Source organism: Aquamicrobium sp. LC103, from assembly GCF_001014615.2.
Lineage (GTDB): Bacteria > Pseudomonadota > Alphaproteobacteria > Rhizobiales > Rhizobiaceae > LBCQ02.
On sequence record NZ_LBCQ02000002.1, the window covers coordinates 43,070 to 64,492 of the forward strand.

General features: G+C 65.2%; 19 protein-coding genes. 7 read left to right on the top strand and 12 right to left on the bottom strand.

Translation table 11 applies throughout. The annotated features are described in order from the left end of the window. Positions 1-199 precede the first annotated feature (199 nt). Both guaB and XW59_RS03605 read left to right on the top strand, forming a co-directional pair. A complete protein-coding gene (gene guaB, locus XW59_RS03600; RefSeq protein ID WP_047143850.1) occupies positions 200-1,702 on the top strand; it encodes an IMP dehydrogenase in 1,503 nt (500 codons plus the stop codon). A gap of 255 nt (positions 1,703-1,957) precedes the next feature. Then, positions 1,958-2,377 (top strand): MAPEG family protein, encoded by a 420-nt coding sequence (locus tag XW59_RS03605; protein ID WP_047143417.1) that lies wholly within the window; start codon positions 1,958-1,960, stop codon positions 2,375-2,377. Here XW59_RS03605 and XW59_RS03610 read toward each other — a convergent pair. Then, the gene (locus tag XW59_RS03610; RefSeq protein WP_082137385.1) at positions 2,276-3,265 is read right to left on the bottom strand and encodes a hydrogen peroxide-inducible genes activator; all 990 of its coding nucleotides are present in this window, start codon (positions 3,263-3,265) and stop codon (positions 2,276-2,278) included. The genes XW59_RS03605 and XW59_RS03610 overlap by 102 nt on opposite strands. 194 nt (positions 3,266-3,459) lie before the next feature. On the opposite strand from XW59_RS03610, the gene katG reads away from it, so the two are divergent. Beyond that, positions 3,460-5,637, top strand: coding sequence for a catalase/peroxidase HPI (gene katG / locus XW59_RS03615; RefSeq protein WP_047143418.1), 2,178 nt, complete (start codon positions 3,460-3,462; stop codon positions 5,635-5,637). A 112-nt stretch (positions 5,638-5,749) separates the two neighbouring features. On the opposite strand, the gene XW59_RS03620 is transcribed toward katG, so the two are convergent. The 5 genes from XW59_RS03620 to XW59_RS03640 all read right to left on the bottom strand — a co-directional run bounded on the left by XW59_RS03620 (position 5,750) and on the right by XW59_RS03640 (position 11,992). Continuing rightward, positions 5,750-6,181: a glyoxalase/bleomycin resistance/extradiol dioxygenase family protein gene (locus XW59_RS03620; RefSeq protein WP_047143419.1), complete on the bottom strand. Its 432-nt coding sequence runs from the start codon at positions 6,179-6,181 to the stop codon at positions 5,750-5,752. A gap of 143 nt (positions 6,182-6,324) precedes the next feature. Continuing rightward, positions 6,325-6,642, bottom strand: coding sequence for a quaternary ammonium compound efflux SMR transporter SugE (sugE, locus tag XW59_RS03625; protein ID WP_047143420.1), 318 nt, complete (start codon positions 6,640-6,642; stop codon positions 6,325-6,327). A 23-nt stretch (positions 6,643-6,665) separates the two neighbouring features. Next, on the bottom strand, positions 6,666-7,415 hold the full coding sequence (locus tag XW59_RS03630) for a F0F1 ATP synthase subunit A (protein WP_047143421.1): 750 nt from the start codon (positions 7,413-7,415) through the stop codon (positions 6,666-6,668). 304 nt (positions 7,416-7,719) lie between these two features. Continuing rightward, a complete protein-coding gene (gene uvrB, locus XW59_RS03635; protein WP_047143422.1) occupies positions 7,720-10,608 on the bottom strand; it encodes an excinuclease ABC subunit UvrB in 2,889 nt (962 codons plus the stop codon). A 103-nt stretch (positions 10,609-10,711) separates the two neighbouring features. Continuing rightward, positions 10,712-11,992 (bottom strand): RsmB/NOP family class I SAM-dependent RNA methyltransferase, encoded by a 1,281-nt coding sequence (locus XW59_RS03640; RefSeq protein WP_047143423.1) that lies wholly within the window; start codon positions 11,990-11,992, stop codon positions 10,712-10,714. A 146-nt stretch (positions 11,993-12,138) separates the two neighbouring features. On the opposite strand from XW59_RS03640, the gene XW59_RS03645 reads away from it, so the two are divergent. From XW59_RS03645 to XW59_RS03660, 4 genes are all read left to right on the top strand, one after another. Further along, the gene (locus XW59_RS03645) at positions 12,139-12,597 is read left to right on the top strand and encodes a PaaI family thioesterase (RefSeq protein ID WP_047143424.1); all 459 of its coding nucleotides are present in this window, start codon (positions 12,139-12,141) and stop codon (positions 12,595-12,597) included. Next, positions 12,581-13,252 (top strand): 5'-methylthioadenosine/S-adenosylhomocysteine nucleosidase, encoded by a 672-nt coding sequence (locus XW59_RS03650; protein WP_047143425.1) that lies wholly within the window; start codon positions 12,581-12,583, stop codon positions 13,250-13,252. The genes XW59_RS03645 and XW59_RS03650 overlap by 17 nt, the downstream gene beginning before the upstream one ends. Before the next feature lie 95 nt (positions 13,253-13,347). Next, positions 13,348-14,922: a glutamine-hydrolyzing GMP synthase gene (gene guaA, locus XW59_RS03655; RefSeq protein WP_047143852.1), complete on the top strand. Its 1,575-nt coding sequence runs from the start codon at positions 13,348-13,350 to the stop codon at positions 14,920-14,922. A 317-nt stretch (positions 14,923-15,239) separates the two neighbouring features. Next, positions 15,240-16,496, top strand: coding sequence for an integrase arm-type DNA-binding domain-containing protein (locus tag XW59_RS03660; RefSeq protein ID WP_047143426.1), 1,257 nt, complete (start codon positions 15,240-15,242; stop codon positions 16,494-16,496). Here XW59_RS03660 and XW59_RS03665 read toward each other — a convergent pair. The 6 genes from XW59_RS03665 to trbL form a co-directional block, all read right to left on the bottom strand. Then, on the bottom strand, positions 16,486-16,758 hold the full coding sequence (locus tag XW59_RS03665) for an AlpA family phage regulatory protein (RefSeq protein WP_047143853.1): 273 nt from the start codon (positions 16,756-16,758) through the stop codon (positions 16,486-16,488). The genes XW59_RS03660 and XW59_RS03665 overlap by 11 nt on opposite strands. Before the next feature lie 310 nt (positions 16,759-17,068). Next, complete coding sequence (locus XW59_RS03670; RefSeq protein WP_047143427.1) at positions 17,069-17,284, bottom strand: DUF2274 domain-containing protein; 216 nt, start codon at positions 17,282-17,284, stop codon at positions 17,069-17,071. 2 nt (positions 17,285-17,286) lie between these two features. Then, a complete protein-coding gene (locus XW59_RS03675) occupies positions 17,287-18,432 on the bottom strand; it encodes a TrbI/VirB10 family protein (RefSeq protein WP_047143428.1) in 1,146 nt (381 codons plus the stop codon). Further along, complete coding sequence (gene trbG, locus XW59_RS03680; protein WP_047143429.1) at positions 18,429-19,385, bottom strand: P-type conjugative transfer protein TrbG; 957 nt, start codon at positions 19,383-19,385, stop codon at positions 18,429-18,431. The genes XW59_RS03675 and trbG overlap by 4 nt, the downstream gene beginning before the upstream one ends. Next, positions 19,382-20,071, bottom strand: a complete 690-nt coding sequence (gene trbF, locus XW59_RS03685; protein WP_047143430.1) for a conjugal transfer protein TrbF — start codon at positions 20,069-20,071, stop codon at positions 19,382-19,384. The genes trbG and trbF overlap by 4 nt, the downstream gene beginning before the upstream one ends. Continuing rightward, the gene (gene trbL / locus XW59_RS03690) at positions 20,068-21,423 is read right to left on the bottom strand and encodes a P-type conjugative transfer protein TrbL (RefSeq protein ID WP_047143431.1); all 1,356 of its coding nucleotides are present in this window, start codon (positions 21,421-21,423) and stop codon (positions 20,068-20,070) included. Before trbL ends, trbF begins: the two co-directional genes overlap by 4 nt.

The window sequence follows — 21,423 nt, forward strand, 5'->3', positions numbered from 1 at the left end:
AAGCTGGCCGTGAAGACAAGCCTTCCGGCCGCCTGTGCCCGATGAAAGATGCGTGCTGCGCCAAGGGAAAGCTTTTCATTCCGCGCGCAACGTGGTACGAGCCAGCGCCAATCCTGAAAGGGAAGATGACGAGTCGACGCTGGCGCATGCCGCCGGCGCGGCTCATTCCTATATGTTTTCGCGCAACCGAGGACTGGCAATGGCAAGAATAATCGAGACGGCTACCGGCGCATTGGCGCTCACATTCGACGACGTGCTGCTTCAGCCCGGCCATTCGGAGGTCATGCCGGGCCAGACCGACGTCTCGACCCGCATCGCGCGCGACATCGATTTGAACATACCGATCCTCTCGGCGGCCATGGACACGGTGACGGATTCCCGTCTCGCCATCGCGATGGCGCAGGCCGGCGGCATCGGCGTCGTGCATCGCAACTTCACCCCGGCCGAGCAGGCGGAAGAGGTTCGCCAGGTCAAGAAGTTCGAAAGCGGCATGGTGGTCAATCCGCTTACCATCGGCCCCGATGCCACGCTGGGCGACGCGCAGGCGCTGATGCGCGCGCACGGCATTTCCGGCATTCCGGTCGTCGAGAATGGCGGGCTGGGCGGGCATCACACGGGCCGTCTCGTCGGCATCCTCACCAACCGCGACGTGCGCTTCGCTTCCGATCCTTCGCAGAAGGTGAGCGAGTTGATGACGCATCAGAACCTCATCACGGTGAAGGAAAGCGTCGACCAGGAAGAAGCCAAGCGCCTGCTGCACCAGCATCGCATCGAGAAGCTGCTGGTGGTGGACGGCGAGGGCCGCTGCGTCGGCCTGATCACGGTCAAGGACATCGAGAAGTCGCAGCTCAACCCCAACGCCGCCAAGGATGCGCAGGGCCGCCTCAGAGTCGCCGCCGCGACCAGCGTCGGCGACGACGGCTTCGAGCGCGCCGAGCGCCTGATCGACGCGGGCGTCGATCTGCTCGTCATCGACACGGCGCACGGCCATTCGCAGCGCGTGCTCGACGCGGTCGCCCGCGCGAAGAAGCTTTCCAACTCCGTACGCATCGTCGCCGGCAACGTGGCGACCGCGGAAGGCACGCGGGCGCTGATCGACGCGGGCGCGGACGGCGTCAAGGTCGGCATCGGGCCGGGCTCCATCTGCACCACGCGCATCGTCGCCGGCGTCGGCGTGCCCCAGCTTTCCGCCATCATGTCGGCGGTCGAGGCGGCCGACAAGGCGGGCGTCGGCGTCATCGCCGACGGCGGCATCAAGTTCTCGGGCGATCTGGCCAAGGCGCTCGCCGCCGGCGCGTCCGCGGCAATGGTCGGCTCGCTGCTGGCGGGCACCGACGAGAGCCCCGGCGAGGTCTATCTGCACCAGGGCCGCTCCTTCAAGGCATATCGCGGCATGGGTTCCGTCGGCGCGATGGCGCGCGGCTCCGCCGACCGCTATTTCCAGGCCGAGGTGCGCGATACGCTGAAGCTGGTGCCGGAGGGCATCGAGGGCCAGGTTCCGTACAAGGGACCGGTCGCGGGCGTGCTGCACCAGCTTACCGGTGGCCTCCGCGCGGCGATGGGTTACGTCGGCGCGAAGAACCTGACCGAATTGCGCGACAAGGCGACGTTCGTGCGCATTTCCAATGCAGGCCTGCGCGAAAGTCACACCCACGACGTGACGATCACCCGCGAAAGCCCGAACTATCCGGTTGGCGGTTAACCGGCCCGCACCGTCGCGTCGGACGGTGTGCGAGGAGATTGCACCGAGCTCCGGACGGCGCGTCATAATGAGTCACCTGGCGTGTCGTCGAAGCTGATTGTTCGGTTGCCCGAACCGCGGATAAGTCCTGGAACGGACGTGCGTTCCGGGCCATCCGTCGCGCCAATTCTGTCGACAACCCCGCCGCGGAGCTCGCCCGGTCTCGCATTGCGGCGTTTCTTCGCTAAGCTCCGCGTTGCAGACGGAGGTGCCGCAATGAACCAGATCGCCATTTTCTGGCCGATGATCGCCCATGTCCTTCTGGTCTATATCATCTACGCGCTGATGTTCTTCGCGCGCCGCAAGGCGGTGCGCGTGGGCAGCGCGAAGATCTCGCAGTTCCGCGAGAACAGGAACGAGCCGCCGGAAAGCCTCTTCATCCGCAACAATCTCGCCAATCAGTTCGAGCTGCCGGTGCTGTTCCACGCGGTCTGCCTGGCGCTCTACGCGACGAGCGGAGCCGGTTTCCTGGCAGTGGTTCTGGCGTGGATATTCGTGGCCATGCGCTATGTGCACGCGGCGATCCACGTCACCTCAAACCGGATTCTCCACCGCCAGCTTGCCTTCTCGCTCGGCACCTTCGTTCTCGGTGTGATGTGGATCCTTCTGGCCGTGCACCTCCTCCAGATCGCTTGAGATCGGCGCCAACTGCCGCACGACGCCGGCGAGCGCCAGGCACTCGCCCTGACGGCTGGAATTCCTGCGCCAGGCAAAGCCGATGGTCCGGGACGGCATCGGCTCGGCGAAGGGCACCACCTTCAGATCGAGCATCGGAGTGCCCGTCGCCATCTCCGGAATGAGCGTCACGCCCTGGCCGTGCGCCACCATCTGCAAGAGCGTCGTCAGGCTCGTCGCGCCGTAATTCGTCATCGCCGTCGGTCGCACCTTGCCGCAGACGGCGAGCGCCTGGTCGCGCATGCAATGGCCTTCCTCGAGCAGCATCAGCCGTTCCAGCGCCGGGCTTTCCGGCGGCACCGGCGGCGAGACGAAATCCGGATCGGCGGCGGGCACGGCGAGGAAGAACCGGTCCTCGAACAGTTCCTCCACAGTCAGTCCATGGCTGTCGAGCGGCAGGGCCGCGACCATGCCGTCCAGGCGGCCGGCGATCGTCTCCTCGATCAGCGTCGAGGTGATCGTTTCGCGCAGCTCGAGCACCAACGCCGGAAAGCGGCGCCTGATCTCCGGCAGCAGCGACGGCAGCAGGTAGGGCGCCACCGTCGGAATGACGCCGAGCCGGAAACGGCCTTCCATCGGTGCGCGTCCGTTGCCGCCCCCCGCCTCGACCTCGCGAAGCTCCGACAGGATGCGCTCGATTCGGGGCCTGAGCGCACGCGCGTCCTCGGTGAGCTGGACGATCCGGCCTCCGCGATCGAAAAGCCGGCGGCCAAGCCGTTCCTCCATTTCCGCGATCTGCGAGGAGAGCGCCGGCTGGGTCACGCCCACGAGGGCAGCCGCCCGGCCGAAATGCAGCGTTTCGGCCAGCGCCTCGAAATATTCCATCTGCCGGACGGTCAGCCTTATCATAATCTCAGGTTATCGAAACGAATAGGAAACGCAATTTGTTTCTATCGTCGGCCGGCGTTAGTTTTGAATTATTCCAGACTGAGGAGTCCGAATCCGCGCGCCCAGCACGGCCCGGGACCCGCCAGCAGTGATTCCCCGTTGCCGTGACTTCATGCGCAGCGGGCTTAGCAACGCCAGCCGATCGGAGAAGAACGATGGACAAGAAGGTAGAAGAAAACGCGGGCAAATGCCCGTTCACGGGTGGAACTCGGGGGCGTAAAAATAGCGACTGGTGGCCGGAGCAGCTCGATCTCTCGAGCCTGCATCGCAATTCCGACCTGTCCGATCCGATGGGCAAGGATTTCGACTACGCCAAGGAGTTCCAGAGCCTCGACCTCGATGCCGTGATTCAGGATCTTCATGCCCTGATGACGGATTCGCAGGACTGGTGGCCGGCCGACTTCGGTCACTATGGCGGCTTGTTCATCCGCATGGCGTGGCACAGCGCGGGCACCTATCGCATCACCGATGGCCGGGGCGGCGCCGGTGCCGGACAGCAGCGTTTCGCGCCGCTCAACAGCTGGCCGGACAACGCCAATCTCGACAAGGCGCGCCGGCTGCTATGGCCGATCAAGCAAAAATATGGCCGCAAGCTCTCCTGGGCCGACCTGCTGGTCCTCACGGGCAATGTCGCGCTGGAATCGATGGGCTTCAAGACGTTCGGTTTCGCCGGCGGCCGCGCCGACGTCTGGGAACCGGAAGAGCTCTTCTGGGGACCCGAGGGAACCTGGCTGGGCGACGAGCGCTACAGCGGTGAACGCCAGCTTGCCGAGCCGCTCGGCGCGGTGCAGATGGGCCTGATCTACGTCAATCCTGAAGGACCGAACGGCAATCCGGACCCGATCGCCGCGGCGCGCGACATCCGTGAAACGTTCTTCCGCATGGCGATGAACGACGAGGAGACCGTCGCCCTGATCGCCGGCGGCCACTCTTTCGGAAAGACGCATGGAGCGGGCGATCCGTCGCTCATCGGTCCCGATCCGGAAGGCGCGGCGATCGAGGACCAGGGTCTCGGCTGGAAGAGCGGGCATGGCACCGGCTTCGGCGCCGACGCCATTACCGGCGGCCCGGAGGTCACGTGGACGCAGACCCCGACGAAGTGGAGCAACCTCTTCTTCGAGAACCTGTTCAAATATGAGTGGGAGCTGACGACGAGCCCGGCCGGCGCCAAGCAGTGGAAGGCGAAGGAGGCGGAAGCCACGATACCGGATGCCTACGATCCGTCGAGGAAGCATCTTCCGACGATGCTCACCACCGACCTGTCGCTGCGCTTCGATCCGGAATACGAGAAGATTTCGCGTCGTTTCCTGGAGAATCCGGATCAGTTCGCCGATGCCTTCGCCCGCGCGTGGTTCAAGCTGACGCACCGCGACATGGGGCCGAAGGTCCGCTACCTCGGCCCGCTCGTCCCGAAGGAAGACCTGATCTGGCAGGACACGGTCCCGGCGGTTGATCACGAGCTGGTCAATGAGCAGGACGTGTCCGCCCTCAAGGCCGAGGTGCTGGCTTCCGGCCTTTCGGTGTCCGAGCTGGTCTCGACCGCCTGGGCCTCGGCCTCGACCTTCCGCGGTTCCGACAAGCGCGGGGGTGCGAACGGTGCTCGTATCCGCTTGAGCCCCCAGAAGGACTGGGAGGTGAACGAGCCGGCCCAACTCGCCAAGGTGCTGGAGAAGCTCGAGGCGATCCGCGGCGAGTTCAACGCCGCGCAGGCCGGCGGCAAGAAGGTCTCGGTCGCCGATCTGATCGTGCTTGCCGGTGCGGCGGCGGTCGAGAAGGCTGCAAGGGACGCCGGCGTCGACGTGAAGGTGCCCTTCGCGCCGGGACGCGTGGACGCGTCGCAGGAGCAGACGGACGTGCAGTCCTTCGCGCCGCTCCAGCCGCGCGCGGACGGCTTCCGCAACTATCTTAGCGGCCGGCAGTTCATGCAGCCGGAGGAGGCGCTGGTGGACAAGGCGCAGCTCCTCACGCTCACGGGACCGGAAATGACGGCCCTGCTCGGCGGCCTCCGTGTCCTCGGCGCCAATGCCGGCGGCTCGGAGCACGGCGTGTTCACCAAGCGGCCGGGAGTTCTGACGAACGACTTCTTCGTCAACCTCCTCACCATGGATACGCAGTGGCAGCCTGCCTCGGACGGCACCTATGAGGGCCGCGACCGCAAGACCAACGAGCTGAAATGGCGGGCCACGCGCGTAGATCTGATCTTCGGGTCGCATTCGCAGCTTAGGGCGTTCGCGGAAGTCTATGCGACCGACGACGCCAAGACGACGTTCGTCAACGACTTCGTGGCGGCGTGGAACAAGGTGATGAACGCCGACCGCTTCGATCTGGTTTGATATAACCAACGATTGCGATCAGGCGGCCGGCCGAATGGCCTGCCGCCCTCGACATGAAACAGGCGCGGAGCGATCCGCGCCTGTTTCGCTTTTCGGCACTCCTTGGCGAGGCCTATTTCTTCACCGGCGCGTTCATGGCCCAGGAAATGCCGAACGGGTCACGGAGCTGGCCCCAGCGGTCGCCCCAGAACATGACGTCGAGCGGCGAGACCACTTCCATGCCGGCCTTGACCGCCCGGTCCCACCAGGCGTCGATCTCGTCGGTCTTGAGCAGAAGCTGCATCGTATAGCCCTGGGGCTGCTGGTGCGGATGGCCATGCTCGGGATAGGCGTCGCACAGCATCAGCGACGAGCCGTTTACGTAGAGATGGACATGCATCGTCCGGCCCTGCTCGTCCGGCGGAACGGCGAAGGCGGTCTCGGCGCCGAAAGCTTCCCTGTAGAATTCCGCGGCCTTCAGCGCGCCGTCCACCTCAAGATAGGGGACCAGCCCGCCAAGCACTTTCGCGGCCTGATATTCGGTTTGGGTGTTGGTATCGGTCATGTCGGTTCTCCTCTGTGCATGAACGCTTGTCGTCGAATTCTGTCGAGACGACGAAACAGCGGAGGCGGAATCGACAGGCGGGGAGAATTTTTTTTGACAGACGGAAGATGGGCGCCGGCAAGGGCGCCCATCAATGCGCGGCTTCAGACGGTGGACAGCTTCAGGCCGACGATGCCGGCCAGGATCAGGCTGACGCTGGCGATGCGGAACAAGGTCGCGGCCTCGCCGAGCACCACGATGCCAACGACGAAGGCACCGACAGCGCCGATGCCGGTCCAGATCGCATAGGCGGTGCCCAGCGGCAGGGTGCGCATCGCGAAGGACAGCAATCCGAAGCTGACGATCATCGTAGCGATGGTGATGACGCTCGGGACGAGTTTGGTGAAGCCGTCGGACTGCTTCATCGTCGAAGCCCAGACGATTTCGAACACGCCGGCAAGAACAAGATAGAGCCAAGCCATGGCAGATTAACTCCGATTCAACTTTAGTGACTAGGGTGGAGCGCGTCGTTGAGATACATGCAGGTGAGCATCGTGAAGATGTATGCCTGTATCACCGACATCAGCAGTTCGAGCGCGGTCAGCGCGGTCGTCATCGCCAGCGGCAGAAGCGCTCCGGCGATGCCGATCGCGCCGAGCGAGCCGAGGCCGACCACGAAGCCGGCGAAGACCTTCAGCGTGATATGCCCCGCCAGCATGACCGCGAACAGGCGCACGGAATGGCTCACCGGACGCGATATGTAGGAGACAAGCTCGATCGGGATGATGATCGGCGCGAGCACGAGCGGCACGCCTGCCGGCATGAACAGCCGGAAGAACGAAAGTCCGTGGCGCAGGAGTCCGTAGACCGTCACCGTTGCGAACACCAGCATCGCCAGCGAGAAGGTGACGATGATGTGGCTCGTAACCGTGAAGGCGTAGGGGAACATGCCGATCAGGTTCGCCACCAGCACGAACATGAACAGCGAGAACACCAGCGGAAAGAACCGCATGCCCTTCTCGCCGGCATTGTCGCGCAGGGTTTTCGAGACGAACTCGTAGAGCAGCTCCGCCGATGCCTGCCATCTGCCCGGAACCAGACTGCGCCTGGTTGTCGAGAAAAGCAGGAACGCGCCGGCGAGAACGACCGTGAGCACCATGTAGGCCGCAGAATTGGTGAAGGCGATCTCGCTGCCTCCGATCTCCGCGATACGGAACAGTTCCTTGATCTCGAATTGTTCGATTGGCCCGGCCATCAGATACCCCGTGCGTTGGAAGGTGGGTGAAGGATCGACGTGAGGCGGCGTGCCGCCATGCAGGCAGGGCGCATGGCGGTCCTGCGACCGGCAATGCCGTTCGCCACGGATTCAGCTGTCGATTTGAATGTGAAGGGAAAAGTCGAAGGAAGGAAGGCTGTCATCATCTCTCTCGTCGAGATAATGGGGCCGTCCCCGTTCGAAACGTCGGCGCGGGTCGTCCCGCGCGCCGCTTACATAGGCAGATTCAAGGCGGATGGCAAGAAGTGCCGGTCCGCCCGGTCCTTGGAATTTCAGGGCCGGCTCACCGCCCCGGCCGGCCGGTCTTGCCGGGTCGGCGCTTGCGGCGCTCGTCGGCCGGATCCTCGTAGGAACCGATGCCGGCGCGCTCGCGGCGGATCGGCTTGGCGTCGTCCTCCGGCTTTGCTGGTTTCACGCCCTGGACCGGCTTTTCCGTGCGACCGACGGTCATCTCGTCCAGCGTGTTCTTGCGAAAAAGCGAGTCCCGCGATGCAGGCACCGCGTAGTCGCCGGCGCGGCCCATCTCGTCGAGGTTGGGCTTGGCGAAAAGCGACGATCCTTCCGCCTCGTCGACCGTGCGATGCCGCGCGCGGCCCTTGTTGTGCTTGCCTTTTTCGCGCCCGGAGACGGGACTTTGCAGCTCGACCTCGCGGGCCAGTGGGTCGTCGGCGATGGCGAGCTCGGTCTCCCGCAGGCGCTTGATCTCGTCGCGCAGCCGCGCAGCCTTCTCGAAGTCGAGATCGGCGGCAGCGTCGCGCATCTGTTTCTCCAGCGCTTCCAGATGCGCCTTGAGATTGTTGCCGACCATTGCGCCGTCGGCGGCGAAATCGGAGATGTCGGCGCGCACATGATCGCGCTCGTAGACGGAGTCGAGAATGTCGCCGATGTTCTTGCGCACGCTTTCCGGAGTGATGCCGTGAGCCGCGTTGTATTCCTCCTGCTTCTCCCGGCGGCGCGAGGTTTCGGCCATCGCGCGCTCCATCGAGCCGGTGATGTTGTCGGCATAGAGGATAACCTTGCCGTCAACATTGCGGGCGGCGCGGCCGATGGTCTGAATCAGCGAGGTTTCGGAGCGGAGAAAACCTTCCTTGTCCGCATCGAGGATGGCGACGAAGCCGCATTCGGGAATATCGAGGCCCTCGCGCAGGAGGTTGATGCCGACGAGCACGTCGAAGGCGCCGAGGCGAAGATCGCGCAGGATCTCAATGCGCTCCAGCGTGTCGATGTCCGAATGCATGTAGCGCACCCGGATGCCCTGTTCGTGCAGATACTCGGTCAGGTCCTCCGCCATGCGCTTGGTCAGCACCGTCACCAGCGTGCGATAGCCCTTGGCGGTGGTTTCGCGGATTTCGCCGACCACGTCGTCGACCTGCGTCTTTGCGGCGCGTACTTCGACCGGCGGATCGATCAGGCCGGTAGGGCGGATCACCTGCTCGGCGAAGACGCCGCCGGACTGCTCCATCTCCCAACCGCCGGGCGTAGCCGAAACCGCCACGGTAAGCGGGCGCATCGCGTCCCATTCCTCGAAGCGCAGCGGCCGGTTGTCCATGCAGGAGGGCAGGCGGAAGCCGTATTCGGCCAGCGTCGCCTTGCGGCGGAAGTCGCCGCGATACATGCCGCCGATCTGCGGAATGGTGACGTGGCTCTCGTCGATGAATATGAGGGCGTTGTCCGGCACGTATTCGAACAGCGTCGGCGGCGGATCGCCGGGGCGGCGCCCGGTGAGATAGCGCGAATAGTTCTCGATGCCCGCGCAGGAGCCGGTCGCCTCCAGCATTTCCAGATCGAAGCGCGTGCGTTGCTCCAGGCGCTGGGCTTCCAGCAGGCGGCCCGCCTTCTCCAACTCGGCGAGGCGATGCTGGAGCTCTTCCTTGATCGACTTGATGGCCTGGTTCAGCGTCGGGCGCGGCGTCACATAGTGCGAGTTGGCGTAGATCTTCACCGATTTGAGGTCGCCGGTCTTCTTGCCGGTCAGCGGGTCGAACTCGGTGATGCTCTCGATCTCGTCGCCGAACATGGTGATGCGCCAGGCGCGGTCTTCCAGGTGGGCGGGAAAGATTTCGATCGTGTCCCCGCGCACGCGGAACGAACCGCGCGTGAAATTGACGTCCTGGCGCTTGTATTGCTGGGCGACCAGATCGGCGAGGAGCTGGCGCTGGTCGAGCCGGTCGCCGATCTCCATCTGGAAAGTCATCGCCGTGTAGGTCTCGACCGAGCCGATGCCGTAGATGCAGGAGACGGAGGCGACGATGATGACGTCGTCGCGCTCGAGCAGGGAGCGCGTCGCCGAATGGCGCATGCGATCGATCTGCTCGTTGATCGAGGATTCCTTCTCGATATATGTATCCGTGCGCGGAACGTAGGCTTCCGGCTGGTAGTAGTCGTAATAGGATACGAAATACTCGACCGCGTTGTTCGGGAAGAAGCTCTTGAACTCGCCGTAGAGCTGTGCGGCCAAGGTCTTGTTGGGCGCGAGGATCAGGGCAGGGCGCTGCGTCTCCTCGATTACCTTCGCCATCGTGAAGGTCTTGCCCGAGCCGGTGACGCCGAGCAGCACCTGCGTGCGCTCGGTCTCCTGAACGCCCGAGACGAGATCGGCGATCGCCGTCGGCTGGTCGCCCGACGGCTTGAACTCCGTCTCCATGCGGATTTCGATGCCGCCTTCCGACTTGTCCGGACGGGCCGGCCTGTGCGGCACCCAGATCTCGCCGTTCTTGTGCAGCGGATTCCCGCTTTCGATCAGCGCCGAGAGCGCCGCCACCGTGGCGGTGACGCCGGACGACGACAGCGAGGCGGCGTCCTCCAGGCTGATGTCCAGCCCCGCGACCGGATTGAGGCCGGCGGCGGCGCGTTCCTTCGGCGACGCCGCGCCGCCCATCGAGGTTCCGCGCGCGGATTTCGTAGGAGCGGAGGAGCGCGCGGGGATTTTTTTCGCGGGTTTTCCCTTTGATGCGCCTTCACCCGCCTCCTTCGCGATCTCCTCCGCCCAGTTCGAGATCGAGCCGGAAAGCGGTGTGCCGGAAAGTTCCGGCTGCGGCGCCTCGCCGAAGCCGCCGCGCTCCAGCGGTTCGGAAGCGTCGAGATAGTCCGTCAGCGGACTGCCGCGCTTGCGCGCGCCGAAAGCTTTGTCCTCGCGCGCGGCGGCGGGCTTCTTGTCGGGTGATCTGGCCATGGGCGGAATATGGTGGGAGTCCGCGAAAATGGAAAGGGGTAGCCGGTGGCAGGACCGGTGGAGCCCGCCGCTCCTGACAACAGGCTGTCAGGAGCTCGGCGGATCAGCCGGCGCGCTGCAGGCTGGCGAAGAAGAAGCCGTCGGTCCCGGTTCTGGCCGGCGTGAGCACGATGCCGGCCGGCCCGATGCGCGCCGCGCCGCCTGGAAAGCGCGTCTCCCACAGCGCCTGATGGTCGGCGAAGCCGAAGTCCGGATGCCCGCTCGCGAACGCCTCGACCTGCCGCTGGTTCTCCTGCGGGAAGATGGAGCAGGTGATGTAGACCAGTCGGCCGCCGGGCGCCACGTAGCGTGCCGCCTCGGCGAGGATCGCGGACTGTTCGTTGAGCCGCACTTCGAGCTGCCGCGCCGTCAGCCGCCATTTCGCGTCCGGCCTGCGCCGCCAGGTTCCGCTGCCGGTGCAGGGTGCGTCGACCAGCACGAGATCCATCTGGCCCTCGAGCGGTGCGAGCCCTTCCGCGCCGGCGACGGTCTGCACGTTGCGCGCGCCGGCGCGACGCAGGCGATCGAAAATCGGCGCCAGCCTCTGCTTCTCGGCGTCGTGCGCGAAGATCTGCCCGCGGTTTTCCATCGCGGCGGAGAGCGCCAGTGTCTTGCCGCCGGCGCCGGCGCAATAGTCGAGCACCTGCATGCCGGGCGCGGCGCCGGCGAGCTCGCCGACGATCTGCGAGCCTTCGTCCTGGACCTCGAACCAGCCTTTCTGGAAGGCCGCCTCGGCCTGCACGTTCGGGTGGCGCCCGCTGCCCTCGATCGGCGGAATGCGTATGCCCTGCGGCGCGATGCTGCTGACCTCAGCGCCAGTGCCCTTCAGTTCGGCGAGCACTTTGCCGCGGCTGGAGGCGAGCGTGTTGACGCGCAGATCGAGCGGTGGTCGCGCCGCCAGCGCGGCCGTCTCGGCGACCCAGTCCGCGCCGAAAGCCTCCTCGACCAGCGGCTGGCACCAGTCGGCGCAGTCGGCGCGCACGATGTCCGGCGCATTCTCGGTTTTCCGCTCGGCGAGCGCCGCAAGCTCGCTGTCGCCCAGCGGCGGCGGGGCGAAGCGGTCGTCCTCGAGCGCATCGTTGATCTGCGCTCCGTCGAGCCCGCTTTCCAGCGCCAGCGCGCCGACCGCCAAGGCGCGATGACCGTCGTCGTCCATGAGCCAGGCGGCCGAGCGCTTCCTGCGCAATGCATCGTAGACGATATTGCCGATCGCGGCGCGGTCGCCCGCGCCGGCGAACCGATGCGAGAGGCCCCAATCCTTGAGCGCGTCCGCGGCCGGCCTGTGCCGCCGATCGATGTCTTCCAGAATCTCGATGGCTGCCGCCAGCCTGCCGCCCAAGCGCATTCCACTCACCCATTGCCGGTTGCCCGAATGGGTCCTAGCTAGCGGGGCGGCATGCGACATGCAAGCCGTGGCGCCGCCATTTGCGATTGCTCCCGATTGCGGCCTTTGCCATAAGCTGCCTGTGAGAAGGTCGAAAGGGCATCCGCATGGTGCTGAATATCGTTCCGGAAGGTGATTTCGAGGAGCGCGTGCGCGTCAGTTTCGCGCGCCAGGAGATCATGAGGACGGTTGGCGCGGAACTGACCGCCGTCACGCCCGGCATCGTCGAGATCGAGATGCCCTATTCACCGGAACTGACCCAGCAGCATGGTTTCCTGCATGCCGGCATCATCTCGACCGCGCTCGATTCCGCCTGCGGTTATGCCGCCTATTCCGTCATGCCGGCCGATGCCGCCGTGCTCACCATCGAGTTCAAGGTGAACCTGCTTTCGCCCGGCAAGGGCGAGCGCTTCCTGTTCCGCGGCACCGTGACCAAGCCCGGACGCACAATCATCGTCGCCGACGGCCAGGCCTACGGCTACGACGTCGACGGCAATGCCAAGCTGATCGCGACCATGACCGCGACGATCATGGTGGTGAGCGGACGCGATGGCATTCAGGGCTGACCCGGTCGAACCGACCGATATCGCCGGCAGGCAAGTGCTGTTCGTGATGGCCGTCGCGGCCGAATACGGACCGCATCTGCAATCGCGCTTCACGCCCCTTATGACCGGCGTCGGCCCGGTGGAGGCCGCCGCCGTCGTGTCGGCTGCGCTGGCGCGGCTGGAGGCTGCCGGCAAGCTTCCCGACCTCGTCGTTTCGCTCGGCTCCGCCGGCAGCCGGGTGCTCGAACAAACGGCGGTCTACCAGGCGTCCTCCGTCGCCTATCGCGACATGGACGCCTCGCCGCTCGGCTTCGCGAAGGGCGAGACGCCGTTTCTCGGCCTGCCGCGCGCGGTCGAGCTGCCGCTGCGGATTCCCGGCATTCCCGCCGCCTCGATCTCCACCGGCGGCAACATCGTCTCCGGCGCCGCCTACGATGCGATAGACGCCGAAATGGTCGACATGGAGAGTTTTGCCGTGCTGCGCGCCTGCAGCCCCCTCGGCGTGCCCGTGGTGGGACTTCGCGGCATTTCGGACGGCGCCGCCGAGCTCAGGCATGTCGGCGACTGGACCGAGTATCTTCACGTCGTCGACGAGAAGCTCGCGGCCGCCGTCGACAGGCTCGCCGCGGCGGTCGCGGAAGGATTGCTGGAGCGTTCCGGCTCGCCCGCCGGTTGAACTCTCTCAACCGCGACATCAACAATCCGATTCAGTTGGCGATCCGCCGCTCGCAACCCATTGCGCCGACTCGATCTTTTCTCTAAATGCTCGCCATGAACACGACCGCTCACCCCGACACAGTCCTCATCATCGATTTCGGCAGCCAGGTGACGCAGCTCATCGCGCGCCGCATCCGCGAAGCCGGCGTCTATTCCGAGATCGTTCCGTTCCAATCCGCCGAGGAAGCCTTCCGCCGGATCAAGCCTAGGGCCGTGATCCTTTCGGGAAGCCCGGCCTCGACCGTCGACATCGGCAGTCCGCGCGCGCCGCAGGCTATATTCGATGCCGGCATCCCGGTGCTCGGCATCTGCTATGGCGAGCAGACCATGTGCGCCCAGCTCGGCGGCAAGGTGGAGAGCGGGCATCACCGCGAATTCGGCCGTGCTTTCCTTGAGATCGAGGACGACAGCGCGCTGTTCGACGGCGTCTGGGCCAGGGGCACCCGCCACCAGGTATGGATGAGCCATGGCGACCGTGTAACGGCGCTGCCGGAAGGCTTCCGCGTGATCGGCACCTCGACCGGCGCTCCCTTCGCCGCGATCGCCGACGAGAAACGGAAATTCTACGCGGTCCAGTTCCACCCGGAAGTGGTGCACACGCCGGACGGCGCCAAGCTGCTCGCCAATTTCGTCCACCGAATTGCCGGGCTCGAGGGTGACTGGACGATGGCGGCCTATCGCGAGCAGGCGATCGCCGCGATCCGCGCGCAGGTCGGTGATGGGCGCGTCATCTGCGCGCTTTCGGGCGGCGTCGATTCCTCCGTCGCCGCGGTGCTGATCCACGAGGCGATCGGCGAACGCCTCACCTGCATCTTCGTCGACCACGGCCTGATGCGGAAGGGGGAGGGCGAGCAGGTCGTCTCCATGTATCGCGAGCACTACAACATCCCGCTCGTGCACGTGCAGGCGCAAGACCTGTTCCTCGGCGCGCTGGAAGGCGAGGCCGATCCGGAGAAGAAGCGCAAGACCATCGGCCGCCTGTTCATCGAGGTGTTCGAGGAAGAGGCGAAGAAGCTGGAAAAGGAAGGCAGGCCGGCGGAATTCCTGGCGCAGGGCACGCTCTATCCGGACGTGATCGAGAGCGTTTCCTTCACCGGCGGTCCTTCCGTGACGATCAAGTCGCATCACAATGTCGGCGGCCTGCCCGAGCGCATGAACATGAAGCTCGTCGAGCCGCTGCGCGAGCTCTTCAAGGACGAGGTGAGGGCGCTCGGCCGCGAACTCGGCCTGCCGGAGCACTTCATCACCCGCCACCCGTTCCCGGGACCGGGCCTTGCGATCCGCTGCCCCGGTCCGGTGACGCGCGAGAAGCTCGACATCCTTCGCGAGGCCGACGCGATCTATCTCGACGAGATCCGCAAGGCCGGGCTCTACGACGCGATCTGGCAGGCCTTCGCGGTGCTGCTGCCGGTACAGACGGTCGGCGTGATGGGCGACGGCCGCACCTACGAATATGTCTGTGCCCTGCGCGCGGTGACCTCGGTCGACGGCATGACCGCCGATTTCTACCATTACGACATGGAATTCCTAGGCCGCGCCGCCACCCGCATCATCAACGAAGTGCGCGGCATCAACCGCGTCGTCTACGACGTGACGAGCAAGCCACCGGGAACCATCGAGTGGGAATAATTCGCGCCCACCTAGACGCCGCCGATAGCCGCCTATCTCCCTCTATAACCCACTGAAAATAAAAACTTTTCTCTCCGCCGTCTTTCGCCGTCAATCGCCGAGCTAGCCTCGCGATCGACGGCGGAGCTGACGGTATGGGGCTTCTTGTGACATCGCAGATTTGCATATACCGTCATGGCTTAGAGAGCTTGTGACGGTATTTTTTTGATCTTATTCCATTGAGAATAAAGGATAATTCTCCGTCGGGATTGGGCGATTTTGGCCTGACGGTATTTTTAGGGCTCTCTGGCGTTTTTTGAACGATCTAGGAGGGTCCGATGCTTACCGATGCGGCAATCAAGGCGCTGAAACCAAAGGATAAATTATACAAGGTTTCTGACCGTGACGGTATGTATGTCGTCGTGAACCCGTCGGGCGCCGTCGTGTTTCGCTATGACTACCGTATGAACGGTCGACGCGAGACCTTGACCCTCGGCCGATACGGGCCAGCGGGTCTCTCTCTGGCCCGTGCGCGGGAGAAGCTGATCGATGCGCAGCGTTCGATTCAGGAAGGGCGGTCGCCCGCCCAGGAGAAGCAGCGCGAGAAGCGCCGCATCAAGGAAGCAAAGAGCTTTGGCGAGTTTGGCGAACGCTGGCTGCAAGAGCACCGGATGGCTGAAAGCACCCGCGCAATGCGCCGCTCAATCTACGAGCGGGACATCCTGCCGACGTTCCGCAATCGGCTGCTGACGGAAATCACGCCCGAAGATCTCCGGGCGATGTGCGACAAGGTGAAGAAGCGGGGAGCGCCGGCCACGGCGGTCCATGTCCGTGACATCGTGAAGCTGGTCTTCGCCTTTGCTAAGCTGCACGGGGAGAAGGTGGCGAACCCCGCCGAAGAGGTCGGGCCGGCGTCGATTGCGACCTTCGTTCCCAAGGACCGCTCGCTTTCGCCCGCTGAAATTCGGGTGATGCTCGGCCAGCTAGAGCATGTGGCTACGCTGCCGACCATCCGGCTCGGCTTGAAGCTGATCCTGCTTACGATGGTCCGCAAGAGCGAGTTGCAGGACGCGGTGTGGGATGAAGTCGATTTCGAGAATGCAGTGTGGTCGATCCCGAAGGAGCGGATGAAGCGTTCCAAGCCGCACAACGTCTATCTGTGCGAACAGTCGCTCGACATCCTCGTTGCGCTCAAGACCTGTGCTGGCAATTCGCGCTACCTGCTGCCCTCGCGCTACGACGCTGATGCGCCGATGTCGCGCGCGACCTTCAACCGCGTCACCACGGCGGTCGTCGTGCAAGCCAAGAAGGCGGGGCTGCCGTTGGAGCCGTTCACCGTGCATGACCTTCGCCGTACGGGATCGACGCTGCTCAACGAGCTGGGCTTCAACAGCGACTGGATCGAGAAGTGCCTGGCGCACGAGGACGGGCGTTCTTCGCGCGGCGTCTATAACAAGGCCGAGTATGAGCACCAGCGCCGGCACATGATGCAGGAATGGGGCAATCTGATCGACGCATGGGTTGGCGGCCAGAAATACACCCCGACGCTCTATCCGACCTCCATGGACCTTCTGGTCCCGGAGCCTAGCCTTTGACCGGACGGGTCTTCCTGAGCGTAACGTTGGGCGCTGGCGCACGCTTGGCCGTCTTTGCCTTGGAGGCTCGGCGGCGTTCTTCGAGCCAGGCCTCCACTTCGCCGAGGTCCCATACGACGGTTCGGGAGGTCAGGTAGAAGCGCTGCGGAAACTCGCCGCGTTGTTCCATGTCGTAGATCGTTGTGTCGGCCAGCGGAACGATCTCTCGAAGCTGGTGCCTGCGGATGGTGCGTTTGTTGAGAGGGGCCGGTGTCTGGCTCATCGTCCAGCCCCACCGTCTGCGATCCTGCCATTCCATGTATTCATGTCAGACCTCCTTTAATGTGGCCGGCTCAGCGACTTGGGTGCATTCCAGGCGTCTGGCGAACCATGGCGAAGGACCGGCCGCCGGTAGCGTGCCGCATTCGCGTTCACTCGCGCACGGCACCCCAACCAACCGGGTTCGCATGGCGTGTGCGGTGATTAGGGGGCGCAAATCATCGCATATCGTGCGGTGATTATGCTGGTGAGAGCGGAATCCGCCCGACGTGAGCGCAACGGCGTCGCCGGTACGACCCCCACCGGCATGGCGCTCAGCCCGTGGTGCGCCGGGCCTTAGCGAACCCGCGATCGGTCGAGATGAAACGTTCGAGCATCGGCACGATGAGCTTGGCGGGTTCGATGGGCGCACCGCCTTCGGCGAGGAGGCGGCCGTAGTCAGTAAGGTCGCGATGGAGCGCGGCAGGCAGCTCCAGCGCGATCTTCACGGGTTTGTCGTCGGCGATGGGGCCGAGCTTCAGCTTGGTCATGGTCAGCTCCTATAGGGTTCGAGCACCAAATCCTTGGTGACGATGACTCGGACCGGGAAGCCGGGCCGGATGGTCAGCGTCGGCGCGACCTGCAATTGGCGCTGGACGATCTGCTGACCGGCCTGATTGATGGTGTCCTGCGCGCCGTCGCGGATGGCGCGGATCAGGCGGTCGTTATCGTCGGTGGCGAGTTCCGCGCCGACGCCGAGCAGCGTCGAGAGCGCGGCAGCCTTGGCGAGATCCCACCAGTGATAGTCGACGCCATCCTCCAGTCCGGCATAGCCTTGCGTGTCGGCGCCCGGCTGGCGCTCGAGAACGATCGAGCGGCCATTCGGCATAATGAGGCGGTTCCAGACGAGCAGCACGCGACGCTGCCCGAACTGGACGCTGTTGTCATACTGGCCGATGAGCCGCGTTCCCTGCGGCACGAGCAGGGTGCTGCCTGTTGGGCTGTCATAGATGTTCTCCGTGACCTGCGCGGTGATCTGGCCGGGAAGATCCGAACGGATACCTGTGATGAGCGCCGCTGAGATGACGGCTCCGGCTTGCAGGACGAAGGGCGATGCCGGCGGCGTGACGCGATCCGGCGTCACGGTGCGCCGATCGACCGCCGCATTGAGGAAAGCAAGCTGGCGGTCCTCGGCGCTCGGTTGCCCTGTGGCGGCGCTGCCCGGGTCAAACCCCGCAAGGCCAGGCGTGGCTCCCGGCGTCGCGGCGGCCGTCGAGCCCTGCCGCGACTGGAAGAAGACGGTGCTGAGACGCGCGGCTTCTTCTTCTGCGCGACGGCGTTGCTCGGCCTCGTCGACGCCCGGTGTCGGAACGACGGGAGGCGCGACGGGCTGGCCGGCATTCTGTGCGCTCAGGATTGGGCCGCCGAGATCGCCGGGCAGCGCCGGCCCGAGAATGGGACCGGTATAGTCGCGCGGCAGGCCGGCAAGACCGTCGGCGGGCTGGCGGTTGGACGTGGAATAGAGTTCTTCCCCACCATCGCCGCCTGTGCGCGTCTGGAGCGCATAGATCAGCGCGGCGCCGATGCCGACCATGGCGACGGTCGCGACACTCGCGAGCATCTTGCGCGACAGGCGGGTGACGCGGGGTGTTTCGGCGCGCAGACGCATCGGAGCGGCATTGGATTCGGCTTCGCTCATGACTGCGGCCTCCCGTCGGTGCGGACGATCCTGACGCTCTGCTGGCGGTCGCCGCTGCCAAGGCGCAGCTCGGCCGCGCCGAACAGGCGATCGACGATCAGGATGTGTTGATAGATGCGGGTATTGGCGATCTGGGCTTCGCCCTCGGGGCCGATAACAAAGATCGGCGGCATCTCGCCTTGCACGATGCCGCGCGGGAATTCGACATAGACACGGCGGCCATCGTCATAGACGGCGACGGGCTTCCATGGCGGATTGCTGCTGCCGGTCAGGCCATAGCGATAATTGCGCGCGGCCACGGCCGGAATGACCGGCGTTGCCGGAACGGCCTGCCGCCCGCCTGCCGGCTGCGGATAAGACCAGGACACGGCCGGCATGTAGGGCTTCTCGCCGGAACGCAGCTCGACCATGTAGGTGCGCCGGTCGGTGGTGATAACGAGATTAGTTGTGATGTCGGCGCGCGTCGGTTTTACCAGCACATGGACACGGCGGGCGACGCCGGAGCCGGATTCGGTGTCGCCGATGATCCAGCGGGCGGTGTCGCCGGCGGCGATCGGTCCAGGGCCGGTCAGGCTCTCGCCCGGTTCGAGCGCGATATTGGTGATCTGGCCTGGTGCGGCATAGATCTGATAGAGCGCGCCTTCCGACCACGGATAGACCTGAATGGCATTGAAATAGCCTTCGCGGCGCGGCTGCACGCGGGCGGCGGCATTGGCGTTCTCAACGCGGCCGGTCGCCGTGCTGGCAGTCTGGCCGCCGCGTGCGACTGTCCACGCCGGCGGGACATGGATCGGCCTCAGCCGCTCGTCCGTCACGGCGGCGGGAATAGCCGGCAGCGGCGGCACGCTGTTGTCGTAGCTGATTTCTGGCGGACGGTTGGTGGCGCAGCCAGCCAGCATGGTTGCGGACAGCAACAGAGCCGGAATGGTGGAGGTGCGAAGGACTGGGCTCATTGGCTCAGCTCCCGAGACCAGTTAATGGCGTTGACATAGATGCCGAGCGGATTGGCTTTCAGGCGTTCGGCGTCTCGGGGCGGCTGGAGGACGATGGTCAAGATAGCCGTCCACCGCTCCGTCGTCGCGAGCTTGCCATCCTCGTAACGGCGCTCGGTCCAGGCGACGCGGAAGCTGTCGGCCGAGGCGCGAATGACGCTTGAGACCTCAACGGCGATCTGCTGCTTGCCGACCTTGGTGAAGGGGTCATTGGTGCGGGCATAGTCGTTGAGGGCGCCCGCCCCACGATCGGTCGTCCATTCATAGGCGCGAAGCCAGTTCTGGCGCACAATGATCGGATCGGCGGGGATGCTTCTGACCTGCTCGATGAAACGGGCGAGATGCCACGCGATCTGCGGATCGGTCGGGCGGAAGTCGGCAGTCGCCGGGGCGACGGTCTGGGCCTGGCCGAGCTTGTCGACCTGCACCACCCAGGGAACGACAGTTCCCTGCACCGACTGCCAGACAAGTGCGGCGGCGAAGCCACCAGAGAGAACCAGCGAGCCGAAGGCCATTAGCCGCCAGTTCTTGGCCTGCACACGGGCCGAGCCGATGCGCTCGTCCCAGAGCTGCGCGGCCTTCTGGTATGGGGTCTCGGGTTGCGGGGTTTTGCCGTAATGCGTGGCGGGTCGTCGAAACAGGTTCATGAGCGGTCACTTTCGGAAAGGTTGACGGAAGAGCCGGAGCCGTGGCCGTCGCCGGAGCGGACGGCATGGGTTGTGGTCTGGACGCCATGCGAGAGGCGCTGCGAGCGCTGCATTCGCTTCGCCCAATCGGGCTGGTCCTTGGCGGTGTGGATGGCGGAAGCGGCGTCGGCCGCCGCATCGGAAGAACCGCCGACTGCCCCCATGGTCGAAGAACCGCCCGTGACGCCGAAGCCGCTTTTCACGCCATCGGAAAAGCTGGCCTTGACGCTGGCTGCGGCGCGACGCAGCGGAGATATGGCGGCGGAGCCAGCCGCGCGACCGATGCTGCCCATGCCGGATGCGGCACCTGCCGCGCCGGACTGGCCGAGCGAACCGAGGCTGAAGGCGGCGGATGCCGCGCCGGCGGTGGTCGCGCCGCCGCGCGCGGCGGCAGCGCCGGTGGAAAGCGCGGCTGCACCGCCCTTGGCGGCAAGGCCGGCAGCACCAGCGCCGGCCAGCACCATGCCGCCTGCGGCAAGGCCGGTTCCAACGGCAGCGCCTGCGCCGAGCTGCGGGCCGCCGGAGACGAGGCCGTTGGCGATGCCGGGGCCGAAGATGCCGAGGCCGAGAAGCGAGAGAGCGGCGAGCACGACGGCCATGGCGTCGTCGATGCTCGGTGTCTGGCCGCCGAACCCTTGCGTGAACTGTGAGAACAGCGTCGAGCCGATGCCAATGATGACGGCCAGCACCAGAACCTTGATGCCGGACGACATCACATTGCCCAACACCTTCTCGGCCATGAAGGCGCTTTTGCCCCAAAGCCCGAAGGGAATGAGGACAAAGCCGGCGAGCGTCGCCAGCTTGAATTCGATCAGGGTGACGAAGAGCTGGATCGCCAGGATGAAGAAAGCGAGGATCACCAGCGCCCAGGCGAAGAGCAGGCACGCGATCTGGATGAAGTTCTCGAAGAAGGCGACCCAACCCATCAGGTCGGAGATGGATTCGAGCAGCGGCCGGGCGGCATCGAGGCCGGTCTGTGCGACTTTGCCGGGACGCATCAGGTCGGTGGTCGAGAAGCCGGTGCCTGACGCCTTGAGGCCGAGGCCGGCAAAGCTGTCGAAGACGATTTTCGCGAGGTTGTTCCAGTTGGAAGTCAGGTAGGCAAAAGCCCCGACGAACAGCGTCTTCTTCACGAGCCGGGCGATGATGTCGTCATCCGCGCCCCAGGACCAGACCAGCGCAGCCAGCGTCACATCGATGACGATGAGCGTGGTAGCGATAAAGGCGACCTCGCCGCCGAGCAGCCCGAATCCGCTGTCGATGTAACGGGTGAAGGTGCCGAGGAATGTGTCGATGACTCCGCTGCCGCCCAT

What these genes read in the sequence shown, in the direction of transcription:
- katG (WP_047143418.1), top strand. Translation starts at nt 3,460, where the DNA reads ATGGACAAGAAGGTAGAAGAAAACGCGGGCAAATGCCCGTTCACGGGT.
- XW59_RS03610 (WP_082137385.1), bottom strand. Translation starts at nt 3,265, where the DNA reads ATGATAAGGCTGACCGTCCGGCAGATGGAATATTTCGAGGCGCTGGCC.
- guaB (WP_047143850.1), top strand. Translation starts at nt 200, where the DNA reads ATGGCAAGAATAATCGAGACGGCTACCGGCGCATTGGCGCTCACATTC.
- XW59_RS03675 (WP_047143428.1), bottom strand. Translation starts at nt 18,432, where the DNA reads ATGAGCGAAGCCGAATCCAATGCCGCTCCGATGCGTCTGCGCGCCGAA.
- XW59_RS03645 (WP_047143424.1), top strand. Translation starts at nt 12,139, where the DNA reads ATGGTGCTGAATATCGTTCCGGAAGGTGATTTCGAGGAGCGCGTGCGC.
- sugE (WP_047143420.1), bottom strand. Translation starts at nt 6,642, where the DNA reads ATGGCTTGGCTCTATCTTGTTCTTGCCGGCGTGTTCGAAATCGTCTGG.
- trbG (WP_047143429.1), bottom strand. Translation starts at nt 19,385, where the DNA reads ATGAGCCCAGTCCTTCGCACCTCCACCATTCCGGCTCTGTTGCTGTCC.
- XW59_RS03670 (WP_047143427.1), bottom strand. Translation starts at nt 17,284, where the DNA reads ATGACCAAGCTGAAGCTCGGCCCCATCGCCGACGACAAACCCGTGAAG.
- trbL (WP_047143431.1), bottom strand. Translation starts at nt 21,423, where the DNA reads ATGGGCGGCAGCGGAGTCATCGACACATTCCTCGGCACCTTCACCCGT.
- XW59_RS03620 (WP_047143419.1), bottom strand. Translation starts at nt 6,181, where the DNA reads ATGACCGATACCAACACCCAAACCGAATATCAGGCCGCGAAAGTGCTT.
- XW59_RS03660 (WP_047143426.1), top strand. Translation starts at nt 15,240, where the DNA reads ATGCTTACCGATGCGGCAATCAAGGCGCTGAAACCAAAGGATAAATTA.
- XW59_RS03630 (WP_047143421.1), bottom strand. Translation starts at nt 7,415, where the DNA reads ATGGCCGGGCCAATCGAACAATTCGAGATCAAGGAACTGTTCCGTATC.
- XW59_RS03605 (WP_047143417.1), top strand. Translation starts at nt 1,958, where the DNA reads ATGAACCAGATCGCCATTTTCTGGCCGATGATCGCCCATGTCCTTCTG.
- uvrB (WP_047143422.1), bottom strand. Translation starts at nt 10,608, where the DNA reads ATGGCCAGATCACCCGACAAGAAGCCCGCCGCCGCGCGCGAGGACAAA.
- trbF (WP_047143430.1), bottom strand. Translation starts at nt 20,071, where the DNA reads ATGAACCTGTTTCGACGACCCGCCACGCATTACGGCAAAACCCCGCAA.
- XW59_RS03665 (WP_047143853.1), bottom strand. Translation starts at nt 16,758, where the DNA reads ATGAGCCAGACACCGGCCCCTCTCAACAAACGCACCATCCGCAGGCAC.
- guaA (WP_047143852.1), top strand. Translation starts at nt 13,348, where the DNA reads ATGAACACGACCGCTCACCCCGACACAGTCCTCATCATCGATTTCGGC.
- XW59_RS03650 (WP_047143425.1), top strand. Translation starts at nt 12,581, where the DNA reads ATGGCATTCAGGGCTGACCCGGTCGAACCGACCGATATCGCCGGCAGG.
- XW59_RS03640 (WP_047143423.1), bottom strand. Translation starts at nt 11,992, where the DNA reads ATGCGCTTGGGCGGCAGGCTGGCGGCAGCCATCGAGATTCTGGAAGAC.